At 69.6% G+C, this 18,129-nt stretch carries 16 protein-coding genes and 1 pseudogene; 6 read left to right on the top strand and 11 right to left on the bottom strand.

The features are described 5' to 3' along the window. Nucleotides 1-7: 7 nt before the first annotated feature. Complete coding sequence (leuS, locus tag FM069_RS14200; RefSeq protein ID WP_143489013.1) at nucleotides 8-2,614, bottom strand: leucine--tRNA ligase; 2,607 nt, start codon at nucleotides 2,612-2,614, stop codon at nucleotides 8-10. 189 nt (nucleotides 2,615-2,803) lie between these two features. On the opposite strand from leuS, the pseudogene FM069_RS14195 reads away from it, so the two are divergent. Beyond that, a pseudogene (locus FM069_RS14195) lies at nucleotides 2,804-3,034 on the top strand (hypothetical protein); the annotation flags it as partial. 116 nt (nucleotides 3,035-3,150) lie between these two features. Next, on the top strand, nucleotides 3,151-3,909 hold the full coding sequence (locus FM069_RS14190; protein WP_143489012.1) for a YdcF family protein: 759 nt from the start codon (nucleotides 3,151-3,153) through the stop codon (nucleotides 3,907-3,909). 6 nt (nucleotides 3,910-3,915) lie between these two features. On the opposite strand, the gene lnt is transcribed toward FM069_RS14190, so the two are convergent. The 5 genes from lnt to miaB form a co-directional block, all read right to left on the bottom strand. Beyond that, entirely contained in the window at nucleotides 3,916-5,436 is a 1,521-nt protein-coding gene (gene lnt / locus FM069_RS14185; RefSeq protein WP_143489011.1) for an apolipoprotein N-acyltransferase, read from the bottom strand. Nucleotides 5,437-5,536: 100 nt separating this feature from the next. Beyond that, a complete protein-coding gene (locus tag FM069_RS14180) occupies nucleotides 5,537-6,379 on the bottom strand; it encodes an HlyC/CorC family transporter (RefSeq protein ID WP_143489010.1) in 843 nt (280 codons plus the stop codon). A gap of 75 nt (nucleotides 6,380-6,454) precedes the next feature. Next, complete coding sequence (ybeY, locus tag FM069_RS14175) at nucleotides 6,455-6,916, bottom strand: rRNA maturation RNase YbeY (protein WP_143489009.1); 462 nt, start codon at nucleotides 6,914-6,916, stop codon at nucleotides 6,455-6,457. Continuing rightward, a complete protein-coding gene (locus FM069_RS14170; RefSeq protein WP_143489008.1) occupies nucleotides 6,909-7,937 on the bottom strand; it encodes a PhoH family protein in 1,029 nt (342 codons plus the stop codon). The genes ybeY and FM069_RS14170 overlap by 8 nt, the downstream gene beginning before the upstream one ends. A gap of 84 nt (nucleotides 7,938-8,021) precedes the next feature. Further along, a complete protein-coding gene (miaB, locus tag FM069_RS14165; protein WP_143489038.1) occupies nucleotides 8,022-9,362 on the bottom strand; it encodes a tRNA (N6-isopentenyl adenosine(37)-C2)-methylthiotransferase MiaB in 1,341 nt (446 codons plus the stop codon). A gap of 154 nt (nucleotides 9,363-9,516) precedes the next feature. Here miaB and FM069_RS14160 point away from each other — a divergent pair, with 154 nt between their 5' ends. After that, entirely contained in the window at nucleotides 9,517-9,843 is a 327-nt protein-coding gene (locus FM069_RS14160; protein ID WP_143489007.1) for a DUF1820 family protein, read from the top strand. A gap of 15 nt (nucleotides 9,844-9,858) precedes the next feature. Here FM069_RS14160 and FM069_RS14155 read toward each other — a convergent pair whose 3' ends face one another. The 4 genes from FM069_RS14155 to FM069_RS14140 all read right to left on the bottom strand — a co-directional run bounded on the left by FM069_RS14155 (nucleotide 9,859) and on the right by FM069_RS14140 (nucleotide 13,513). Beyond that, nucleotides 9,859-10,401 carry a tetratricopeptide repeat protein gene (locus tag FM069_RS14155; protein WP_143489006.1) on the bottom strand — a complete coding sequence of 181 codons (543 nt, stop codon included), beginning with the start codon at nucleotides 10,399-10,401 and terminating at the stop codon, nucleotides 9,859-9,861. 327 nt (nucleotides 10,402-10,728) lie between these two features. After that, on the bottom strand, nucleotides 10,729-12,015 hold the full coding sequence (gene hemL, locus FM069_RS14150; protein WP_143489005.1) for a glutamate-1-semialdehyde 2,1-aminomutase: 1,287 nt from the start codon (nucleotides 12,013-12,015) through the stop codon (nucleotides 10,729-10,731). Between the two features lie 50 nt (nucleotides 12,016-12,065). After that, nucleotides 12,066-12,689, bottom strand: a complete 624-nt coding sequence (gene thiE, locus FM069_RS14145; RefSeq protein WP_407681590.1) for a thiamine phosphate synthase — start codon at nucleotides 12,687-12,689, stop codon at nucleotides 12,066-12,068. Nucleotides 12,690-12,703: 14 nt separating this feature from the next. Beyond that, complete coding sequence (locus tag FM069_RS14140) at nucleotides 12,704-13,513, bottom strand: hydroxymethylpyrimidine/phosphomethylpyrimidine kinase (protein WP_143489003.1); 810 nt, start codon at nucleotides 13,511-13,513, stop codon at nucleotides 12,704-12,706. Nucleotides 13,514-13,684: 171 nt separating this feature from the next. Here FM069_RS14140 and FM069_RS14135 point away from each other — a divergent pair, with 171 nt between their 5' ends. The 3 genes from FM069_RS14135 (at nucleotide 13,685) to FM069_RS14125 (ending at nucleotide 17,090) form a co-directional block, all read left to right on the top strand. Next, entirely contained in the window at nucleotides 13,685-14,329 is a 645-nt protein-coding gene (locus tag FM069_RS14135) for a TetR/AcrR family transcriptional regulator (RefSeq protein ID WP_143489002.1), read from the top strand. Then, nucleotides 14,326-15,972 carry an acyl-CoA dehydrogenase family protein gene (locus tag FM069_RS14130; RefSeq protein WP_143489001.1) on the top strand — a complete coding sequence of 549 codons (1,647 nt, stop codon included), beginning with the start codon at nucleotides 14,326-14,328 and terminating at the stop codon, nucleotides 15,970-15,972. The genes FM069_RS14135 and FM069_RS14130 overlap by 4 nt, the downstream gene beginning before the upstream one ends. A gap of 86 nt (nucleotides 15,973-16,058) precedes the next feature. Beyond that, on the top strand, nucleotides 16,059-17,090 hold the full coding sequence (locus FM069_RS14125; protein WP_143489000.1) for a hypothetical protein: 1,032 nt from the start codon (nucleotides 16,059-16,061) through the stop codon (nucleotides 17,088-17,090). Here FM069_RS14125 and FM069_RS14120 read toward each other — a convergent pair. After that, the gene (locus FM069_RS14120; protein ID WP_143488999.1) at nucleotides 17,087-18,040 is read right to left on the bottom strand and encodes a threonine dehydratase; all 954 of its coding nucleotides are present in this window, start codon (nucleotides 18,038-18,040) and stop codon (nucleotides 17,087-17,089) included. The genes FM069_RS14125 and FM069_RS14120 overlap by 4 nt on opposite strands. Nucleotides 18,041-18,129: the final 89 nt, after the last annotated feature.

Raw genomic sequence — 18,129 nt, 5'->3', positions numbered from 1 at the left:
CGATGTGTCAGTTGGCGACGATGTTGACCAGCTTGCCCGGTACCACGATCACCTTGCGGATGGTCAGGCCATCGAGGAAGCGCAGCACGTTCTCGTTGCCCCGCGCCGCGGCCTCCACGGCCTCGCGGCTGGCGTCGGCGGCGACGTCGATCTGCCCGCGCAGCTTGCCGTTGACCTGGATGACCAGGGTCAGGGTGTCCTGCACCAAGGCGCTCTCGTCGACTGTCGGCCAGGTGGCGTCGATCACCGCGTCGGCATGGCCCAGGGCCTGCCAGAGGGTGTGGCAGATGTGCGGCGTGATGGGCGCCAGCAGCAGGGTGACGGCCTCCAGCCCTTCCTGCAGCAGCGCCCGGTCGGCCGCGCTGTCGGAGGGGGCCTTCTCCAGCACGTTCATCAGGGTCATCACCTGGGCGATGGCGGTGTTGAACTTGTGGTGCTGGCCCACGTCGACGCTGGCCTGCTTGATGGCCAGGTGGATGGCGCGGCGGACATCCTTCTGTGCATCGCTCAGGCTGCCGGGCTCGACCGCCGCCGGCAGGCCGGTGGCCACGTGGGCCTGGGCCAGCCGCCAGACCCGGCGCAGGAAGCGGCTGGCGCCCTCGACGCCGGCGTCGGACCATTCCAGGCTCATGTCCGGCGGCGAGGCGAACATCATGAACAGCCGGCAGGTGTCGGCGCCGTACTGGTCGATCATTGCCTGGGGATCGACGCCGTTGTTCTTCGACTTGGACATCTTCTCGATGCCGCCGATTTCCACTGGCTGGCCGTCGGCCTTCAGGCGCGCGCCGACGACCTTGGCCTTGGCGTCCCGCTCGACTTCCACGTCGGCCGGGTTGAACCAGTCCTTGCTGCCGTTGGCATTGAGGCGGTAGTAGGTCTCCGCCACTACCATGCCCTGGGTCAGCAGGTTGCTGAACGGCTCGTTGGAGGTGATCAGGCCTTCGTCGCGCATCAGCTTGTGGAAGAAGCGCGCGTAGAGCAGGTGCAGGATGGCGTGCTCGATGCCGCCGATGTACTGGTCGACCGGCAGCCAGTAGTCGGCCTCGGCCTTGTCCAGCATGCCGCCGGTGAAGGACGGCGAAGCGTAGCGGGCGAAGTACCAGGACGACTCGACGAAGGTGTCCATGGTGTCGGTTTCGCGCTTGGCCGGTGCGCCGCAGCTCGGGCAGCGGCATTCGTAGAACGCGGGCATCTTGGCCAGCGGCGAGCCGGTGCCGTCCGGCACCACGTCCTCGGGCAGCACCACCGGCAGTTGCTCGGCCGGGACCGGCACGTCGCCACAGGCATCGCAGTGGACGATGGGGATCGGGCAGCCCCAGTAGCGCTGGCGGCTGATGCCCCAGTCGCGCAGGCGGAACTGGGTGCGCGACTTGCCCAAACCTTTCTTCAGCAGGGCCATCTCCATGGCGTCGAACGCGCCCTGGAAGTCCAGACCGTCGAACTCGCCGGAGTTGATCAGGGTGCCGTGCTCGCCATAGGCATCGAGCCACGGCGACGGGGTGGCGTCGCCGGCGCTGGTGCGTACTACCGGCTTGATCGGCAGGCCGTACTTCTCGGCGAACTCGAAGTCACGGGCGTCGTGGGCCGGCACCGCCATCACGGCGCCTTCGCCGTAGTTCATCAGTACGTAGTTGGCGATCCACACCGGCATCAGCTCGCCGGTTAGCGGGTGCTGCACCCGCAACGGGGTGGCGACGCCCTTCTTCTCCTGGGTGGCAAGGTCGGCCTCGGCCACGCCGCCGCGCTTGCACTCGTCGATGAAGCTGCGCAGGGAGGTGTCCTGCTGCGCCGCCAGGGTCGCCAGGGGATGCTCCGCCGCCACCGCCACGTAGGTGGCGCCCATGAGGGTGTCGGGGCGGGTGGTGAAGACCTTCAGGGTGCCTTCTTCGCCGATGCTGGCGACGTCGTAGGGGAAGGCCACCTCCATGCCGCGGGACTTGCCGATCCAGTTGCGCTGCATGGTCTTGACCTGCTCGGGCCAGCCGGGCAGGTCGTCGAGGCTGCTCAAGAGTTCATCCGCGTAGGCGGTGATCTTGAAGTAGTACATCGGGATCTCGCGCTTCTCGATCAGCGCGCCGGAGCGCCAGCCGCGGCCGTCGATGACCTGCTCGTTAGCCAGCACGGTCTGGTCCACCGGGTCCCAGTTCACGGTGCCGTTCTTGCGGTAGATCACGCCCTTCTCGAACAGGCGGGTGAACAGCCACTGCTCCCAGCGGTAGTAGTCGGGCTTGCAGGTGGTGACTTCGCGGGTCCAGTCGATGGCCAGGCCGAGGCTGCACAGCTGGCCCTTCATGTACTCGATGTTCTCGTAGGTCCACTTGGCGGGCGCCACGTTGTTCTTCATGGCGGCGTTTTCCGCCGGCATGCCGAAGGCGTCCCAGCCCATGGGCTGCAGCACGTTCTTGCCCTGCATGCGGTGGTAGCGCGCGATCACGTCGCCGATGGTGTAGTTGCGCACGTGCCCCATGTGCAGCTTGCCGCTGGGGTAGGGGAACATGGACAGGCAGTAGAACTTTTCCTTGCCGGGTTTCAGGGTGGCGAGGAAGGACTGGTTCCGTTCCCAGAAGGACTGCGCGGCGGCTTCGATTTCGCGGGGCTGATACTGTTCGTGCATGGCTACTGGCGCTGGAAATGAGGGACTCACGGGGAAGCGCCGTAGCATACATGACCCCCCCGGACGGAGGGAAACCCTGATTGCGCGGGCAGCCGCGGGGTTGCGCCGTCTGTCGCGGGTGGCGGGTCGGCGGGCGTGAGCGGACTAGACTTTCCGCAACCGGCCGAACCCGGCCGACCGAGGTGACCGATGAATGAAGCACGCAAGGCGGATACGAGAACGGAGCTGTACGATCGCTTGTTGCGGCGTGTGACCCTCGCCCTGGACGAGGCGGAAACGGCGGAACGGCTGCGCGACGAACACCCCGACGAGCTGGAACTGAAAGGCCTCAGCCTGGCCGAGCTCGGACTGATCCGTGCCTACCTGAACCACGACATGCCCGAACTGCGCGCCCGCCAGGCGGCAGGGCGAACCCCGCGCAGCGCCCCCCTGTGGCTCTCCGGCCGAAGCCGGACGGGTACCCGCCACTAAACGACCCGCGGTTGTCGGTGCTTCGCCGCTCCCGGTAGGCTGCGTGCCTGACCCCGGAGGCACCGATGCCGCTTCGCTACATCCTCAAACAGCTGTTGCTGCCGCCAGGTTGCCTGCTGCTCCTGTTGCTGCTCGCCTGGTGGTGGCGACGCCGCCGGCCACGGCTGGCGGCGGGCTGCTTCGTGATCGGCTTCGGCGGCCTGCTGCTGATGAGCCTGCCGGTGGTGGTGGAGCACGCCGCCCGCGCCCTGGAGCGCGAGCCGACGCTGGCCCAGGCCGACTGGCCGGGGTTGGCCGGCCGCGCCCAGGCGATCGTGGTGCTGGGTGCCGGGCGGGAGCGGGACGCCGCCTGGCAAGACCCGCAGCCGGGGCTGATGGCCAACGAACGGCTGCGCTATGCCGCTCGGCTGGCCCGGGCCAGCGGCTTGCCGCTGCTCACCTCCGGCGGACTGCACTACGGTGAGCCGCCCAGCGAGGCGGCGATCATGGCGGCGAGCCTGCGCGAGGACTACCAGGTGGCGGTGCGCTGGGAGGAAGGCCACAGCCGCACCACTTGGGAGAACGCGGTGGAATCGGCGCGCCTGCTGGCCGCCGACGGCGTGACCCGGGTAGTGCTGGTGACCCAGGCCTGGCATATGGCACGGGCCCGCTGGTGCTTCGAGCGCCAGGGCCTGGAGGTGGTGGCCGCTCCTGTGGGTTCCCTCGCCGACCCGCCACCGCGCCCGCTGGATGGCTGGCTGCCGGAGAGCCGCGCGGTCTGGCAGAACGGCATGCTGCTCAATGAGGCGGTCGGCCTGCTGGCCTACCCCCTGGTCTACCGCTGAGCCGCTTCAGATCAGCTTGCTGAACCGGCTCGCCAGGCGCGCCCAGACCAGCAACAGTCCGCAGAGCACCGCCAGGGGCCAGGAACGCCAGCGCAGGTACGGCGTCAGGCCTTCCATGGGCTGCACGTCACCATAGAGGATCGCTTGCTGGAACTGCGGCACCTGCTCGGTGATGCGTCCCTGGGGGTCGATCAGGGCGGTGACCCCGTTGTTGGTGGCGCGGATCATCCAGCGTCCTGCCTCCAGCGCACGCATCTGCGCCATCTGCAGGTGCTGCAGGGGGCCGATGGAGGTACCGAACCAGGTGTCGTTGCTCACTGTTAGCAGGAGGTCGCTGCGCGCCGCCAGGGACGCGGCGAATTCCGGGTAGACCACTTCGTAGCAGATGTACGGCGCCAGGCGGCGGCCCTTGGCTTCCAGGGGCGGCTGGTCGGCGGGCCCGCGGGCGAAGTCGGACATGGGCAGGTCGAAGAAGGCGATCAGCCCCCGCAGCAGGTCCTGCAGCGGCACGTATTCGCCGAACGGCACCAGCTTCTGCTTCAGGTAGTCGCCCTGGCCCTGGCCCACCACGGTGATGCCGTTGAAATAGCGCTTGCCGCCGTCCGGCTGGAGCTGGCGCACCGGCACCCCGGTGATCAGCGCCGCCTCGCGGGAGCGGGCGAAAGCGTCCATCCCCTGCAGGTAGGGGGTGGCGAACTCCTTGAGCACCGGCACCGCCGTTTCCGGCCAGACGATCAGGTCGACCCGCTGGCTTGCGCGGGTCAGGTCGCGGTACAGGGCGAGCTGCGCGTTCAACTGCGCCGGGTCCCATTTCATCTGCTGGGCAACGTTGCCCTGGACCGCGGCGACACTCAGCGGCTCACCCAGCGGTGTGGTCCAGGCGTGCCCCTTCAGCAGCGGGCCGGTGACCCAGGGTGCGGCCAGCAGCACCAGGGCGACGCCGAGAAAGGCGCGGCGCGCGCGCAACCGCGGCAGGTTCACCAGCAGCGCGGCGCTGCCCGCCAGCACGAAGGACACCAGCCACACCCCGCCCACCGGCGCCAGCCCCGCCAGGGGGCCTTGCTGCTGGCTGTAGCCGGCGTAGAGCCAGGGGAAGCCGGTGAGGAACCAGCCGCGGAACACCTCCTGCAGCCACCATAGCGCGGCGAACGCCAGGGCATCCGCCAGAGGCGCCTCGGCGCGTCGCAGCCAGCGCGCCCAGAGCCAGGCGGGCAGGGCGAAGAACAGCGCGACGCCGGCGCAGAAGCCGCCGGTGAGGAACGCCGCCAGGGGCAGCGGGGCGTCGCCGTAGTCGTGGATGCTCACGTAGATCCAGCTGGTCCCGGCGAGGAACAGGCCGAAGCCGTAGCACCAGCCCCGCAGCAGGGCGCCACGGGGCGTCAGGTCCCGCAGGCCGAGGTAGAACAGCGCCAGGGACAGCAGCGACAGCGGCCAGAGGTCGAAGGGCGCGAGGGTCAGCGGGGTGAGGGCGCCGGCGAACAGGGCAAGCAGGTTGCCCGGCCAGCCGGGGCGGGTGATCCAGCGCATCGAAGATCCTCGGGGAAGGAAAAGGCCGCCAGGGTACAGGCAGGCATCTGGCCGTTGCCAGCGTCCGGCGCGGCGGCAGGGCCGCACCGGAGGGGAACGCTCAGCGGGACAGCGGGGTGAGCCGCAGCAGGTGCACGCGGCGGCTGTCGGCGTTGAGCACGCGGAAGCGGAAGTCACCGATCTCGGTGGACTCGTTGCGCTTCGGCAGGTGGCCGAAGGAGCCCATCACCAGCCCGCCGACGGTGTCGAAGTCGTCCTCGGAGAAGGCGGTCTCGAAGAACTCGTTGAAGGCGTCCACCGGGGTCAGCGCCTTGACGATGAAGTCGCCGCTGGGCAGCGCCTTGATGTAGCTGTCTTCCTCGACGTCGTGCTCGTCCTCGATGTCGCCGACGATCTGCTCCAGCACGTCCTCGATGGTCACCAGGCCGGCGACGCCGCCGTACTCGTCGATGACGATGGCCATGTGGTTGTGGTTGGCGCGGAATTCCCGCAGCAGCACGTTCAGGCGCTTGGACTCCGGCACGAAGGTGGCCGGGCGCAGCAGGTCGGCGAGGTTGAACGGCGCGTCGCTGGGGGACTTGAGCAGCAGCGGCAGCAGGTCCTTGGCGAGCAGCACGCCCAGCACGTCGTCCAGGCTCTCGCCCACCACCGGGTAGCGCGAGTGGGCGGACTCGATGATCGCCGGCAGGAATTCCTGCGGGCTCTGGCAGGCCTTGATGCTCACCAGTTGCGAGCGCGGCACCATGATGTCGCGGACCTGCAGGTCCGCGACCTGGATGGCGCCTTCGACGATGGCCAGGGCCTCGCTGTCCAGCAATTTGTTCTGGTGCGCCTCGCGCAACAGTTCCAGCAGTTCCTGCCGGTTCTTCGGCTCGTGGGCAAAGGCCTGGGTCAGCTTGTCCAGCCAGGACCTTTGCCCGCTGCTCGATCGATCTTCGCTCATGGTGTTACTCGGTTCACCCGTGCATGTGGCAATGATTCATCGGCGCGCGAAGGGCGCGCCGTCATGTGTTCCCGATCAATACGGATCGGGATGGCCCAGTTCGGCCAGCAATTGTCGTTCCAGCTCTTCCATTTCCTCGGCCTCCTCGTCCTCCAGGTGGTCGTAGCCCAGCAGGTGCAGGCAGCCGTGGATCACCAGGTGGGCCCAGTGGGCCTGGGCCGGCTTGCCCTGCTCGGCGGCCTCGCGGGCAACCACCGGCGCACAGATCACCAGGTCACCCAGCAACGGGATGTCCAGCAGCGGCTCGCCGTTGGGGCCGTCCGGGACATCGGCAGGGAACGACAGGACGTTGGTGGCGTAGTCCTTGTGCCGCCAGGTGTGGTTCAGTTCGCGGCCCTCGGGCTCGTCCACCAGGCGGATGGTCAGTTCCGAGTCGGCGCTGCGGGCGCGCAGGGCCAGCTCGCACCAGCGGCGGAAGTCCGCTTCGTCCGGCAGGCCTTCGGCCTCGCTGGCGAGTTGCAGGTCGAGTTCAAGCATCGTCGGCCCGCGCGCCCGGGTCGTTGTCGGCCGCCTTCGCCCTGGCCTTGTCCTCGGCCTGGCGCGACTCGAAGCGGTCGTACGCCTCGACGATGCGCTGCACCAGCGGGTGGCGCACCACGTCCTTGGACTGGAAGTGGGTGAAGCCGATGCCCGGTACGTCCCGCAGGACCTCGATCACGTGGGTCAGGCCCGAGCGGGTGCCGCGGGGCAGGTCCACCTGGGTGATGTCGCCGGTGATCACCGCGGTGGAGCCGAAGCCGATGCGGGTGAGGAACATCTTCATCTGTTCCAGCGTGGTGTTCTGGCTCTCGTCGAGAATGATGAAGCTGTTGTTCAGGGTGCGCCCGCGCATGTAGGCGAGGGGCGCCACCTCGATCACCTGCTTCTCGATCAGCTTGGCCACGGTCTCGAAGCCGAGCATCTCGTAGAGGGCGTCGTACAGGGGGCGCAGGTAGGGGTCGATCTTCTGCGACAGGTCGCCCGGCAGGAAGCCCAGCTTCTCGCCGGCCTCCACCGCTGGGCGCACCAGCAGGATGCGGCGGATCTGCTCGCGCTCCAGGGCATCCACCGCGCAGGCCACCGCCAGGTAGGTCTTGCCGGTGCCCGCCGGGCCGATGCCGAAGTTGATGTCGTGGTCGAGGATCGAGCGCACGTAGCGCTGCTGGTTGGCGCCCCGCGGGCGAATCATGCCCTTGCGGGTGCGCAGGCCGATGCTGGCGTCGGTCTGCGGCGCGGCCAGCTCCTCCATGCCCGACTCCTGCAGGAACAGGTGCACCATGTCCGGGGTGAGCTCGGTGGCTTCGGTCTCGCGGTAGAGGCGGCGCAGGAGGTTTTCCGCGGCCTGGGCGCGGGCCGCATCGCCCACCAGTTCGAACTGGTTGCCGCGGTTGCGGATCTCGATTCCCAGGCGCTGCTCGATCAGGCGCAGGTGAGCGTCGAGTTGTCCGCTGAGGTTGGCGAAGCGCTGCGCTTCGAAGGGTTCCAGGATGAAGCGACGGAGGTCGGAGGGTGCGTTCAATGTCGTAGGAAAATTCCGTTCTAGGGGTGACAGGCTACCGCCGGCGCCCGCCGGCGACAAGCCGCGACCGGCGGTGGATGCCGGTCAGTGCAGCGTGGCCTCGATCAGCGTTCCGCGCAACGAATGAGGCAGCGCTTCGTCGATGTGCACGTCCACGAATTGACCGATCAGCCGCGGATTGGTGCTGCGGAAGTTGACGATGCGATTGTTCTCCGTGCGCCCCTGGAGCATGCCCGGGTCCTTCTTGGAGAAGTCGCTGACCAGGATGCGCTGGCTGCTGCCCACCATGCGCCGGCTGATCTCGAAGCCCTGCTGGTGGATTCGCCCCTGGAGCACCTGCAGACGCTGCTTCTTCAGTGCGTCCGGCAGGTCGTCCGGCAGGTCCGCCGCCGGGGTGCCGGGGCGCGCGCTGTAGACGAAAGAGTAAGAGAAGTCGAAACCCACGTCCTCCACCAGTTTCATCGTCTGCTCGAAGTCCTTCTCGGTTTCCCCGGGGAACCCGACGATGAAATCGGAGCTGATGCAGATGTCCGGCACCGCCGCCTTCAGCTTGCGGATGCGCGACTTGTATTCCAGGGCGGTGTGGTTGCGCTTCATGGCCGCGAGGATGCGGTCGGAGCCGGCCTGTACCGGCAGGTGGACGAACTTCACCAGTTCCGGCACCTCGGCGTGGGCCTGGATCAGCGCGTCGGAGAACTCCAGGGGGTGCGAGGTGGTGTAGCGAATGCGGTCGATGCCATCCACCGCGGCCACCACCCGGATCAGCTCGGCGAAGTCGGCGATGCGCCCGTCGTAGGTCTCGCCGCGATAGCCGTTGACGTTCTGCCCCAGCAGGGTCACTTCCCGCACGCCGTTCTCGGCCAGGTGGATCACCTCGGCCAGCACGTCGTCGAACGGGCGGCTGACTTCCTCGCCGCGGGTGTAGGGAACCACGCAGAAGCTGCAGTACTTGCTGCAGCCTTCCATCACCGAGACGAAGGCGCTGGGCCCGTCGACCCGGGGCTCGGGCAGGCGGTCGAACTTCTCGATCTCGGGGAAGGAAATGTCCACCTGGGGCGCGCGCGTAGTGCGCGCGGCGTCGATCATTTCCGGCAGGCGGTGCAGGGTCTGGGGGCCGAACACCACGTCTACGTAGGGCGCGCGGTCGCGGATGGCGGCGCCTTCCTGGCTGGCCACGCAGCCACCGACGCCGATCACCAGGTCCGGGTTCTGCTGCTTCAGCTCCCGCCAGCGGCCCAGCTGGGAGAACACCTTCTCCTGGGCCTTTTCCCGGATCGAGCAGGTGTTGAGCAGGATGACGTCGGCTTCCGCCGGGTTTTCCGTGACCTCCAGGGCCTCGTGCTCGCCGAGCAGGTCGACCATGCGCGACGAGTCGTACTCGTTCATCTGGCAGCCGTGGGTTTCGATGTAGAGCTTCTTGGACATGGTCACGGAAAGGGCTGGTTAAAAAATGACCGGGGATTATAGGGGGTTCGTCGGATCGGGAAAAGCCGTTCGCAGTCGGGACCCGCGACGGATCGCCCCAGGCGCCGTGCTATGCTGCGCGCCCTCTTTTCGCCAGACGACCCGTCCCGCCCCCATGAGCAAACGCGAAACCCCCATCTACAAGGTGATTTTCCTCAACCAGGGCCAGGTGTACGAGATGTACGCCAAGCAGATCTACCAGAGCGAGCTGTGGGGATTCCTGGAGGTGGAGGAGTTCGTCTTCGGCGAGCGCACCCAGGTGGTGGTGGACCCCAGCGAGGAAAAGCTCAAGGCCCAGTTCGAGGGCGTGGTGCGCAGCTTCGTGCCGATGCACGCCATCGTGCGCATCGACGAGGTGGAGCGGCTCGGGACCCCGAAGATCAGCGAGGCCAAGGGCGGCGGCAACGTCATGCCGTTCCCGGTGCCGATGCCGGAGAAGTGATCGCGGGACGAGCGGCTACGGCAGGGGCGTGAACGGCGCGCCGCCGTCGGCGGTCTGCAGGTCCAGCAGGTAGTTGCGGAAGATCTGCCCCAGCACCTGGGTGGCGATTTCCAGCTCGTCGCGGCGCATCTGCGCGGCGACCAGGTCGGCGGTGTCCATGGCGTCTTCGGCGCCGTTGACCGCGGCCATCTTCAGCACGATGTAGGCCTGCACGTTGTTGGCCGGCACCCCCTCCCCCCGGAAGAACATGCTGCCAAGGCGCAACTGGGCATTGGCATGGCCCTGCAGGGACGCCTGCTCGAACCAGTTCAGCGCCTGCTGCAGGTCGCGCGGGGTACGCTTGCCATCGTAGAAGAACTCGCCCAGTTCGTACTGCGCCTCGCTGTCGCCTTCGCGGGCGGAACGCTGGCACGCGGAAAGCGCCTCGGGCAGATTCTCGGGCTCGGTGTTCAGGGTGCAGCGGCCGGTCGCGGGGATGAGCAGGGAATTGCCGCCCGCAGTGGCGACCAGCGGGAGCAGGAGAAGGGTTGCGCAGAGGATTCGACCAGCGCGGTGCATGAAGCGCCTCCACAAGCGAGGCGGGTTCGGAGAACCCGGTCGGCGAGACGAGCCGACGTGTCAATTATGGGTCAAGCCGGCGCGGCCTTTCAAAAACTTTACGCGTCAGGGCGAAACTTTTTTCCAGGTACCGGCACACGGCTCTCCTTCAGTGGAGAGCCGCATGGCGCCGCGGGTTTCCCGCACGAGACGGACGGGCCTCGAGAAAGGTCTGGGGGCGGAAAAGGGCAGGGGAAGGAACGCAGCCGAGTGGCCGGTGGACGCGCATCGGTGTCGGCTGGAAATGGCGCCTCGCCAAGAGGAAGGCGCCATCCCGAACGGAGGGCCTCAAGCCGCAAGGGCGGCGAAGGCGCGCTCCGCGGCGTCCAGGGTGATCTGCAGCTCGCGGTCGCCATGGGCGATGGAGGTGAAGCCGGCCTCGAAGGCGCTGGGCGCCAGGTACACCCCGTGTTCCAGCATCAGGTGGAAGAAGCGCTTGAAGCGCTCCACGTCGCTGCCCATCACGTCCTGGAAGGTCACCACGTCGTCGGCGCCGGTGAAGTACAGGCCGAACATGCCGCCCGCCTGGGTGGTCACGAAGGGTACGCCGGCGGCGTCGGCGCGGTCCTGCATCCCCTGCAGCATGCGGCTGGTGTAGTCGGTGAGTTCGGCGTGGAAGCCCGGGCGCTGGATCAGCCGCAGGGTGGCGAGGCCGGCGGCCATGGCCAGGGGGTTCCCGGAGAGGGTGCCTGCCTGGTAGACCGGGCCCAGGGGCGCGATGCATTCCATGATGGCGCGCTTGCCGCCGAAGCAGCCCACCGGCATGCCGCCGCCGATGATCTTGCCGAAGGTGGTCAGGTCCGGGGTCACGCCGTAGTGGGCCTGGGCGCCGCCGAGGGCGACGCGGAAGCCGGTCATCACCTCGTCGAAGATCAGCACCACGCCATGCCGGTCGCACGCGGCACGCAGGCCTTCGAGGAAACCCGGTGCCGGCGGCACGCAGTTCATGTTGCCGGCCACCGGCTCGACGATGATGCAGGCCACTTCCTGGCCCACCTGGGCGAGCATCTGCTCCACCGCCTCCAGGTCGTTGAACGGCAGGGTCAGGGTGTGCCGGGCGAACGCTTCCGGTACGCCGGGGGAGCTGGGCACGCCCAGGGTCAGGGCGCCCGAGCCGGCCTTCACCAGCAGGCTGTCGGAGTGGCCGTGGTAGCAGCCCTCGAACTTGATGATGCTGTCGCGCCCGGTGTAGCCACGGGCCAGGCGGATCGCGCTCATGGTCGCCTCGGTGCCTGAGCTGACCATGCGCACCATGTCCATGGACGGCACCAAGGCGCAGACCTGCTCCGCCATCTCGGTCTCCAGGGCCGTGGGCGCACCGTAGGACAGGCCGTGGTCCAGCTGCTTGCGCACCGCGTCCAGCACCTCGGGGTGGCTGTGGCCGAGGATCATCGGGCCCCAGGAACCGACATAGTCGACGTAGCGCTTGTCATCTTCGTCGATCACGTAGGCGCCCTCGGCGTGCTTGAAGAACAGCGGCGTGCCGCCGACGCTCTTGAACGCGCGGACCGGCGAGTTGACGCCGCCGGGGATGTGTTTCTGGGCGTTGGCGAACAGGGTTTCGGAACGGGACATGGGGACCTCTCGTAACGGATGGCGGACCGCGGCGGCGGCCCGGCGGACGTTCAGGTGGATGCGAACAGGGCGCTGAAGGCGCGGGCGCGGCGCTCCACCTCGGCGGCGGAGTCGGCGGCGAACAGGGCATGGATCACCGCCACCAGGTCGACACCCCGGGCAATCAGCCCCGGCGCGGTGTCCAGGGTCACGCCGCCGATGGCCACCAGGGGCAGGCCGAGGCGGGCGCGGGCGGTTTCCAGCAGCGCAGGGGTCGCCGCCGGCGCGCCGGGCTTGGTGACGGAGTCGAAGAAGCGGCCGAAGGCAACGTAGCTGGCGCCTTCGGCCACGGCGGCTTCGGCCAGCTCCAGGCGGGCATGGCAGGTGGCGCCGATCAGGGCGCGGCGACCCAGCAGGGCGCGGGCGGCGGCCAGGGAGCCGTCATCCTGGCCCAGGTGCACGCCGACGCCCAGGCGCGCGGCCAGCTCGGCGTCGTCGTTGATGATCAGGTCCGCACCGTGGCGCGCGCAGCAGTCCCGCAGGGCCTCGGCTTCCTGCAGCCGACGTGCCTCACCGTGGCCCTTGTCGCGGTACTGAAGCAGCCGCGCGCCACCGCGCAGGGCGGCCTCGGCGTAGGGCAGCAGGCGACCGCCGGCCAGCAGGTGCGAATCGGTGATGGCATACAGGCCACGCAAAGGTTTCGCCGGTTTCACGCGCAGAAATCCAGAGGCAGGCGCCGCGGCACGTACTGGCCGTTGCCGGGCGTCTCGGCGTCGCGCAGGGTGCGCCAGGTGTAAGTGAGGGCGGACTGCACCGCGCTCTGCAGGCGTTCGCCGAGGGCCAGGCGGCCAGCCAGGGCGCTGGCCAGGGTGCAACCGGAGCCGTGGTAGCTGCCCGGCAGGCGCGGGCAGGTGAACACCTGGCGCTGGCCGTCGCGGCCGTACAGGCGGTTGTGCACGTCGGTCTCGCCGCCGTGGCCGCCGGTGATCAGCAGCCACTCCACATGTTCCAGCAGGCGCTCGGCGCATTGATCGGCATCGCCGTCGGGCAGGCCGGCCAGCAGGCGCGCCTCCGGCAGGTTCGGCGTCGCCACGCTGGCCCGCGGCAACAGGCGCTCGCGCAGGGCATAGCCGACATCGTCGCGGCCCAGGGTGCCGCCGCCGCCGGCGCGCAGCACCGGGTCGCAGACCAGGGGCACACCGGGCAGCCAGGTCATGACCTGCAGCACGGTCTCGACCATTTCCACCGAGCCGAGCATGCCCAGCTTGACCGCCGCCACCGGCAGGTCCTCCACCACCGCCCGGGCCTGGGCGAGCACCCAGTCGCGGTCCAGCACGCGGAAATCGCGGACGTTCACGGTGTCCTGCACCGTCAGCGCGGTGACCGCCGGGGCCGCGTGGCAGCCCTGGGCGAGCAGGGCCTCGATGTCGGCCTGCAGGCCGGCGCCGCCACTGGGGTCGTGGCCGGAGAGGCAGAGGACGACGGGACGGGACGTGGGGCGGGAGGTTGGGCTGTTCATGGGCGGCGAGCTTACCATTTATTTGCCGCGCTGCTGCGGGCCCGGGCGGCAGCGGTGCCGGTCGCTGTGGCCTGTGGAAACCGGCCCGTCGCCGCCTTTGGCCGATATGTCCCTTTCCTGCGGAGGCGAAGCCTGGCTCACTGACGGAAATCCTGAATCCGGATTCAGACCATGGCCTACCGTACCACCGCGCACCGGCTCGACCGCGACCAGGCGGTCCGCGCACGCATCCTCGATTGTGCTTTGCAACGCGTCGCCGCCGGCGGGTTCGCGGCGCTGACCATGCAGGGCCTGGCGGAGGATGCCGGTGTCGCCACTGGCAGCCTGTACCGGCATTTCGAGGGCAAGGGCGCCCTGGCGGCGGAAGTGTTCTCCCGCGCCAGCCAGCGCGAGGTGGAGGCCCTGGCCCAGGTGCTGCAAGCCCCCGGCGACCCCGCCGCAAGCCTGGCGGCCGGTATCGCCCGCTTCGCCGCCCGGGCCTGGAGCAGCCGGCGCCTGGCGTATGCGTTGATCGCCGAACCGGTGGAGCCGGAGGTGGACGTCCAGCGCCTGCGCTACCGGGACGCCTATGGCGCGCTGTTCGCCGCCCTGCTGGAGGAAGGCCGCGCCAGCGGGGCCTTCGCACCGGGGGCGATAGCGGTGGCCGCTGCCTGCCTGGTGGGGGCCATCGCCGAGGCCCTGGTGGGCCCGTTGTCGCCCGCAGTGCGCCGCGACGGGTCGCCGAATGCGGCCCTGGCCGAGGTCACCACCGCCCTCGTCACGTTCTGCCTGCGCGCCGTCGGCGCCCGTACCCCCGACCTGGAGATCGCCCCATGACCGCTTCCGTGCTCGCCGAGACCCATGACGTGTTCAACCAGGCGCCGCCCCTGGACGGCACCAACCTCTATCGCGCCGACCTGCCCCTGCAGGAGTGGCTGCGCCGCTACCACGGCGGCTGGGCGGACGCGCGCCTGGAGGCCTACGGCGCCCTGGCCGGCGGCCCCCTGATGGAAGCGGGCTTCCTCGCCAATGCCCACAAGCCGGTGTTCAAGAGCCACGACCGCTACGGCCATCGCCTGGACCTGGTGGAGTTCCACCCGGCCTACCACGCGCTGATGCGTACCGCCGTCGAGCATGGCCTGCCGTCGCTGCCCTGGACCGACCCGCGCCCTGGTGCCCAGGTCGCCCGGGCCGGGCTGACCTACCTGCACAGCCAGGCCGAGGCCGCCAGCGGCTGCCCGCTGACCATGACCTACGCCAGCGTGCCGGCGCTGCGTCTGCAGCCGGACCTGGCCGAGCGCTGGCTGCCGAAGGTCCTGTCCACCACCTACGACCCGCGCAACGTGCCCATGGAGCAGAAGGCCGGGGTCACCCTGGGCATGGCCATGACCGAGAAGCAGGGCGGCACCGACGTCCGCGCCAATACCACTCGCGCCCATCCCGTGGGCCTGCCGGGGCCCGGCCAGGCCTACGAACTGGTGGGCCACAAGTGGTTCTGTTCGGCGCCCATGTGCGACGCCTTCCTCACCCTGGCCTACACCGACAAGGGCCTGAGCTGCTTCCTGCTGCCGCGCCACCGCCCCGACGGCAGCCGCAACGCCTTCTACATCCAGCGGCTGAAGGACAAGCTGGGCAACTGGGCCAACGCCTCCAGCGAAGTGGAATACCGGGGCGCCCTGGCCTGGATGATCGGCGAGGAGGGGCGCGGGGTGCCCACCATCATCGAGATGGTCGCGCTGACCCGCTTCGATTGCATGGTCGGCTCCAGCGCCCTGATGCGCCAGGCCCTGACCCAGGCCATCCACCACTGCAGCCATCGCCAGGTGGGCGGCCGGCTGCTGGCGGACCAGCCGCTGATGCAGAACGTGCTGGCCGACCTGGCCCTGGAGAGCGAGGCGGCCCTGGCGCTGAGCCTGCGCATGGGCAATGCCCTGGACAACGCCCATGACGAGCGCGAGAGCACGTTCGCCCGGCTGGTCACCGCGGTGGGCAAGTACTGGGTCTGCAAGCGCGCCCCGGCGATGATCAACGAAGCTGCGGAATGCCTGGGCGGCGCCGGCTACGTGGAGGACAGCATCCTGCCGCGGCTGTACCGCGAGGCGCCGGTCAACTCCACCTGGGAGGGCTCGGGCAACGTGCAGTGCCTGGACGTGCTGCGGGCGGTGTCCAAGGAGCCCGGGGTGCTGGAGGTGCTGTTCGACGAACTGGGCGACGGCCACGGCGACGCCCGCCTGGCGGCGAAGATCGGCGCCCTCAAGGCGGCCTTCGCCGACACCGGCGAGATCCAGTACCGTGCGCGCCAGTTGGCGGAAGACGTGGCCCTGACGCTGCAGGCCAAGCTGCTGCTGGAGGCCGGCAACGCCACGGTGTCCGACGCCTTCATCGCCGGCCGGCTGGGGGAGGGCGGTCGGGTCTACGGGACCCTGCCGCGGGGCATCGACGCCGCGGCGCTGGTGGCCCGTAGCGCGCCGCACGTCTGAATCCGTAGCGCCGCCGGGCGGCGGCCTAAAGTCCCGGGGTGGCGCAGCCGATAGCCCGGCCAATGCTCACCCAAGGACGAACCGCCATGACCCTGTCGATCGCGTTCGGCGCCGCCGCCGCTTCCCTTTCCCCGGTGCGCCGGAGCGCCGCCGAGGCCAGCCCGGACGAGACCGCCCAGGGCGGCCTCGACCCGCAGCAGGACGAAACCCCGTCCGTCACCGTGACCCTCAGCCAGTACGCCCGCGACCGCATGGCGGCGATGAACCAGGCGATCCGCACCCTCAGCGCCCAGAACGCCCAGGCCGGCGAGCAGCGCAAGGCCGCCGCCCGGGCGCGCATCGACGACATCCGCCAGCGCATCGAGTTGCTGAAGAAGCTGGCGGTGGGGCTCGGCCCGAAGGCGGCCAAGGCGCTGCTGGCGCAGATCCGCCAACTGGCCCACGAACTGGGCCACGCCGCCGGCGAGCTGAAGGGCAACGGCAGCGCCGAGGCGGGGAACGTGGTGGGGATCGGCGCCGCCCGGGGCGACGCCGGCGGGCAGGCCAGTCCCGCGTCGGCCAGCCCTGGCGCGCCCGCCGAGACCCCGGACGAAGCCGGAGCGGGCCAGGGCGGGTCTCTCGACGCGGCGCCTGAAACCGTTGAGGCTGCCCCCGAGCCGTCCGCCGACCCGGCGGACGCGTCCTCATCCGATGCCGACGAAACGGTTGCCGCCGCACCGGAGGCGTCGACCAAGGGGGGCGCCTCCGCCGAGGCCGAGGTATCCCGCGCCCTCGACGAGGCTCAGGCCAGCCCTGGCCTGAAGGGCGCTGCCGCATTCGGCGGCCCTTCCCAGAACGACCAGGACAGCGCACGCATCCGCGACGCGGTGCGGGGCTTGCGTCAGTTGCTGGCGCTGGTGAAGGCGCAGTTGCAGCACGACGAGCGCAACCGCCGCACCCTGCGCGAAGTGGAGGCCCGCCTGCGGGACAGCGAGCAGGCGGCGCGGGACATCCAGACAGCACCGGCTGCGTCGGCCTCCGTGTCCACGGCGGCCGTATCGACGCCCGACGCGGCTGTCAGCAGCGCCGTGGCGGCCACGCCTGCGCTCCCGGCCGGCGGGCTTTCCATCAGCGTCTAGGCGCCGAGGATCGACGCCAGCAGCGGGCGGTCGATGTTCGCCCCGCTGAGCACCACCGCCACCCGCTGCCCGCGGTTGGCATCGCGCTCCTGGATCAGGGCGGCCAGGGCGGCGGCTCCGGCGCCTTCCGCCAGGTTGTGGGTGTCTTCGTGGAGCACCCGGATCGCCTGGCGGATTTCGTCGTCGTCGACTCGTACGATGCGCGCCGCGCCGCCGCGGATCATGTCCAGGGCTTCCGCCTGGGGCACCCGGCAGGCCATGCCGTCGGCCAGGGTCTCGGCGCGCTCGGTGCCCACCAGCCGGCCTTCCTCGACGCTGCGGGCGTAGGCGTCCGCGCCTCGCGCCACCACCCCGACGATCTCGGTGTCCAGGCCCAGCAGGTCGCGGGTCTGGATCAGCCCGCAGATGCCCGAGCCCATGCCGATGGGCACGTAGACCCGGCGCAGGTCCGGCACCGCTTCCAGCAGTTCCAGGGCATAGGTGGCCACACCGCGCACCAGGTCGGCGTGCAGCGACGGCACGAAATGCAGCCCTTCTGCTTGAGCCTGGCGGTCGGCTTCCTCCCGGGCCTCGTCGAAGTCGCGGCCGAATTCCACCACGTCGGCGCCGAAGGCCCGCATCGCCGCGTTCTTTTCCAGGGAGTTGCCGTGGGGGACCAGGATTCGCAGCGGCAGGCCGGCCTGCCGCGCGGCCAGGGCCAGGCTCTGCCCATGGTTGCCGCGGGTGGCGGTGATCAGGCCGGCCAGGGCCGGTGTGCTGCGCTTGAGGGCATCGACGTAGACCAGTCCGCCACGCACCTTGAAGGCGCCCGTGGGGGTGTGGTTCTCGTGCTTCACCCAGACCTCGCAGCCCAGTCGCTCCGCCAGCAGCGGCCAGGCGAACTGCGGGGTCGGCGGGACGATTGGGCGGATCAGGGCGGCGGCGTCGCGCAGGGCGGGCAGGTCGAACATGGGCGGGTCTCCGGGTCGGGAAGAGGAGAGCCGATCCTACGAGGCGGGCATTGCATGGGTAAAAGGTTATATTGCATGGCCTGCAATAA

This window comes from Pseudomonas mangiferae, from assembly GCF_007109405.1.
In the GTDB taxonomy this organism is placed as follows: domain Bacteria; phylum Pseudomonadota; class Gammaproteobacteria; order Pseudomonadales; family Pseudomonadaceae; genus Pseudomonas_T; species Pseudomonas_T mangiferae.
This window is presented reverse-complemented; position numbering and strand designations above follow the sequence as displayed.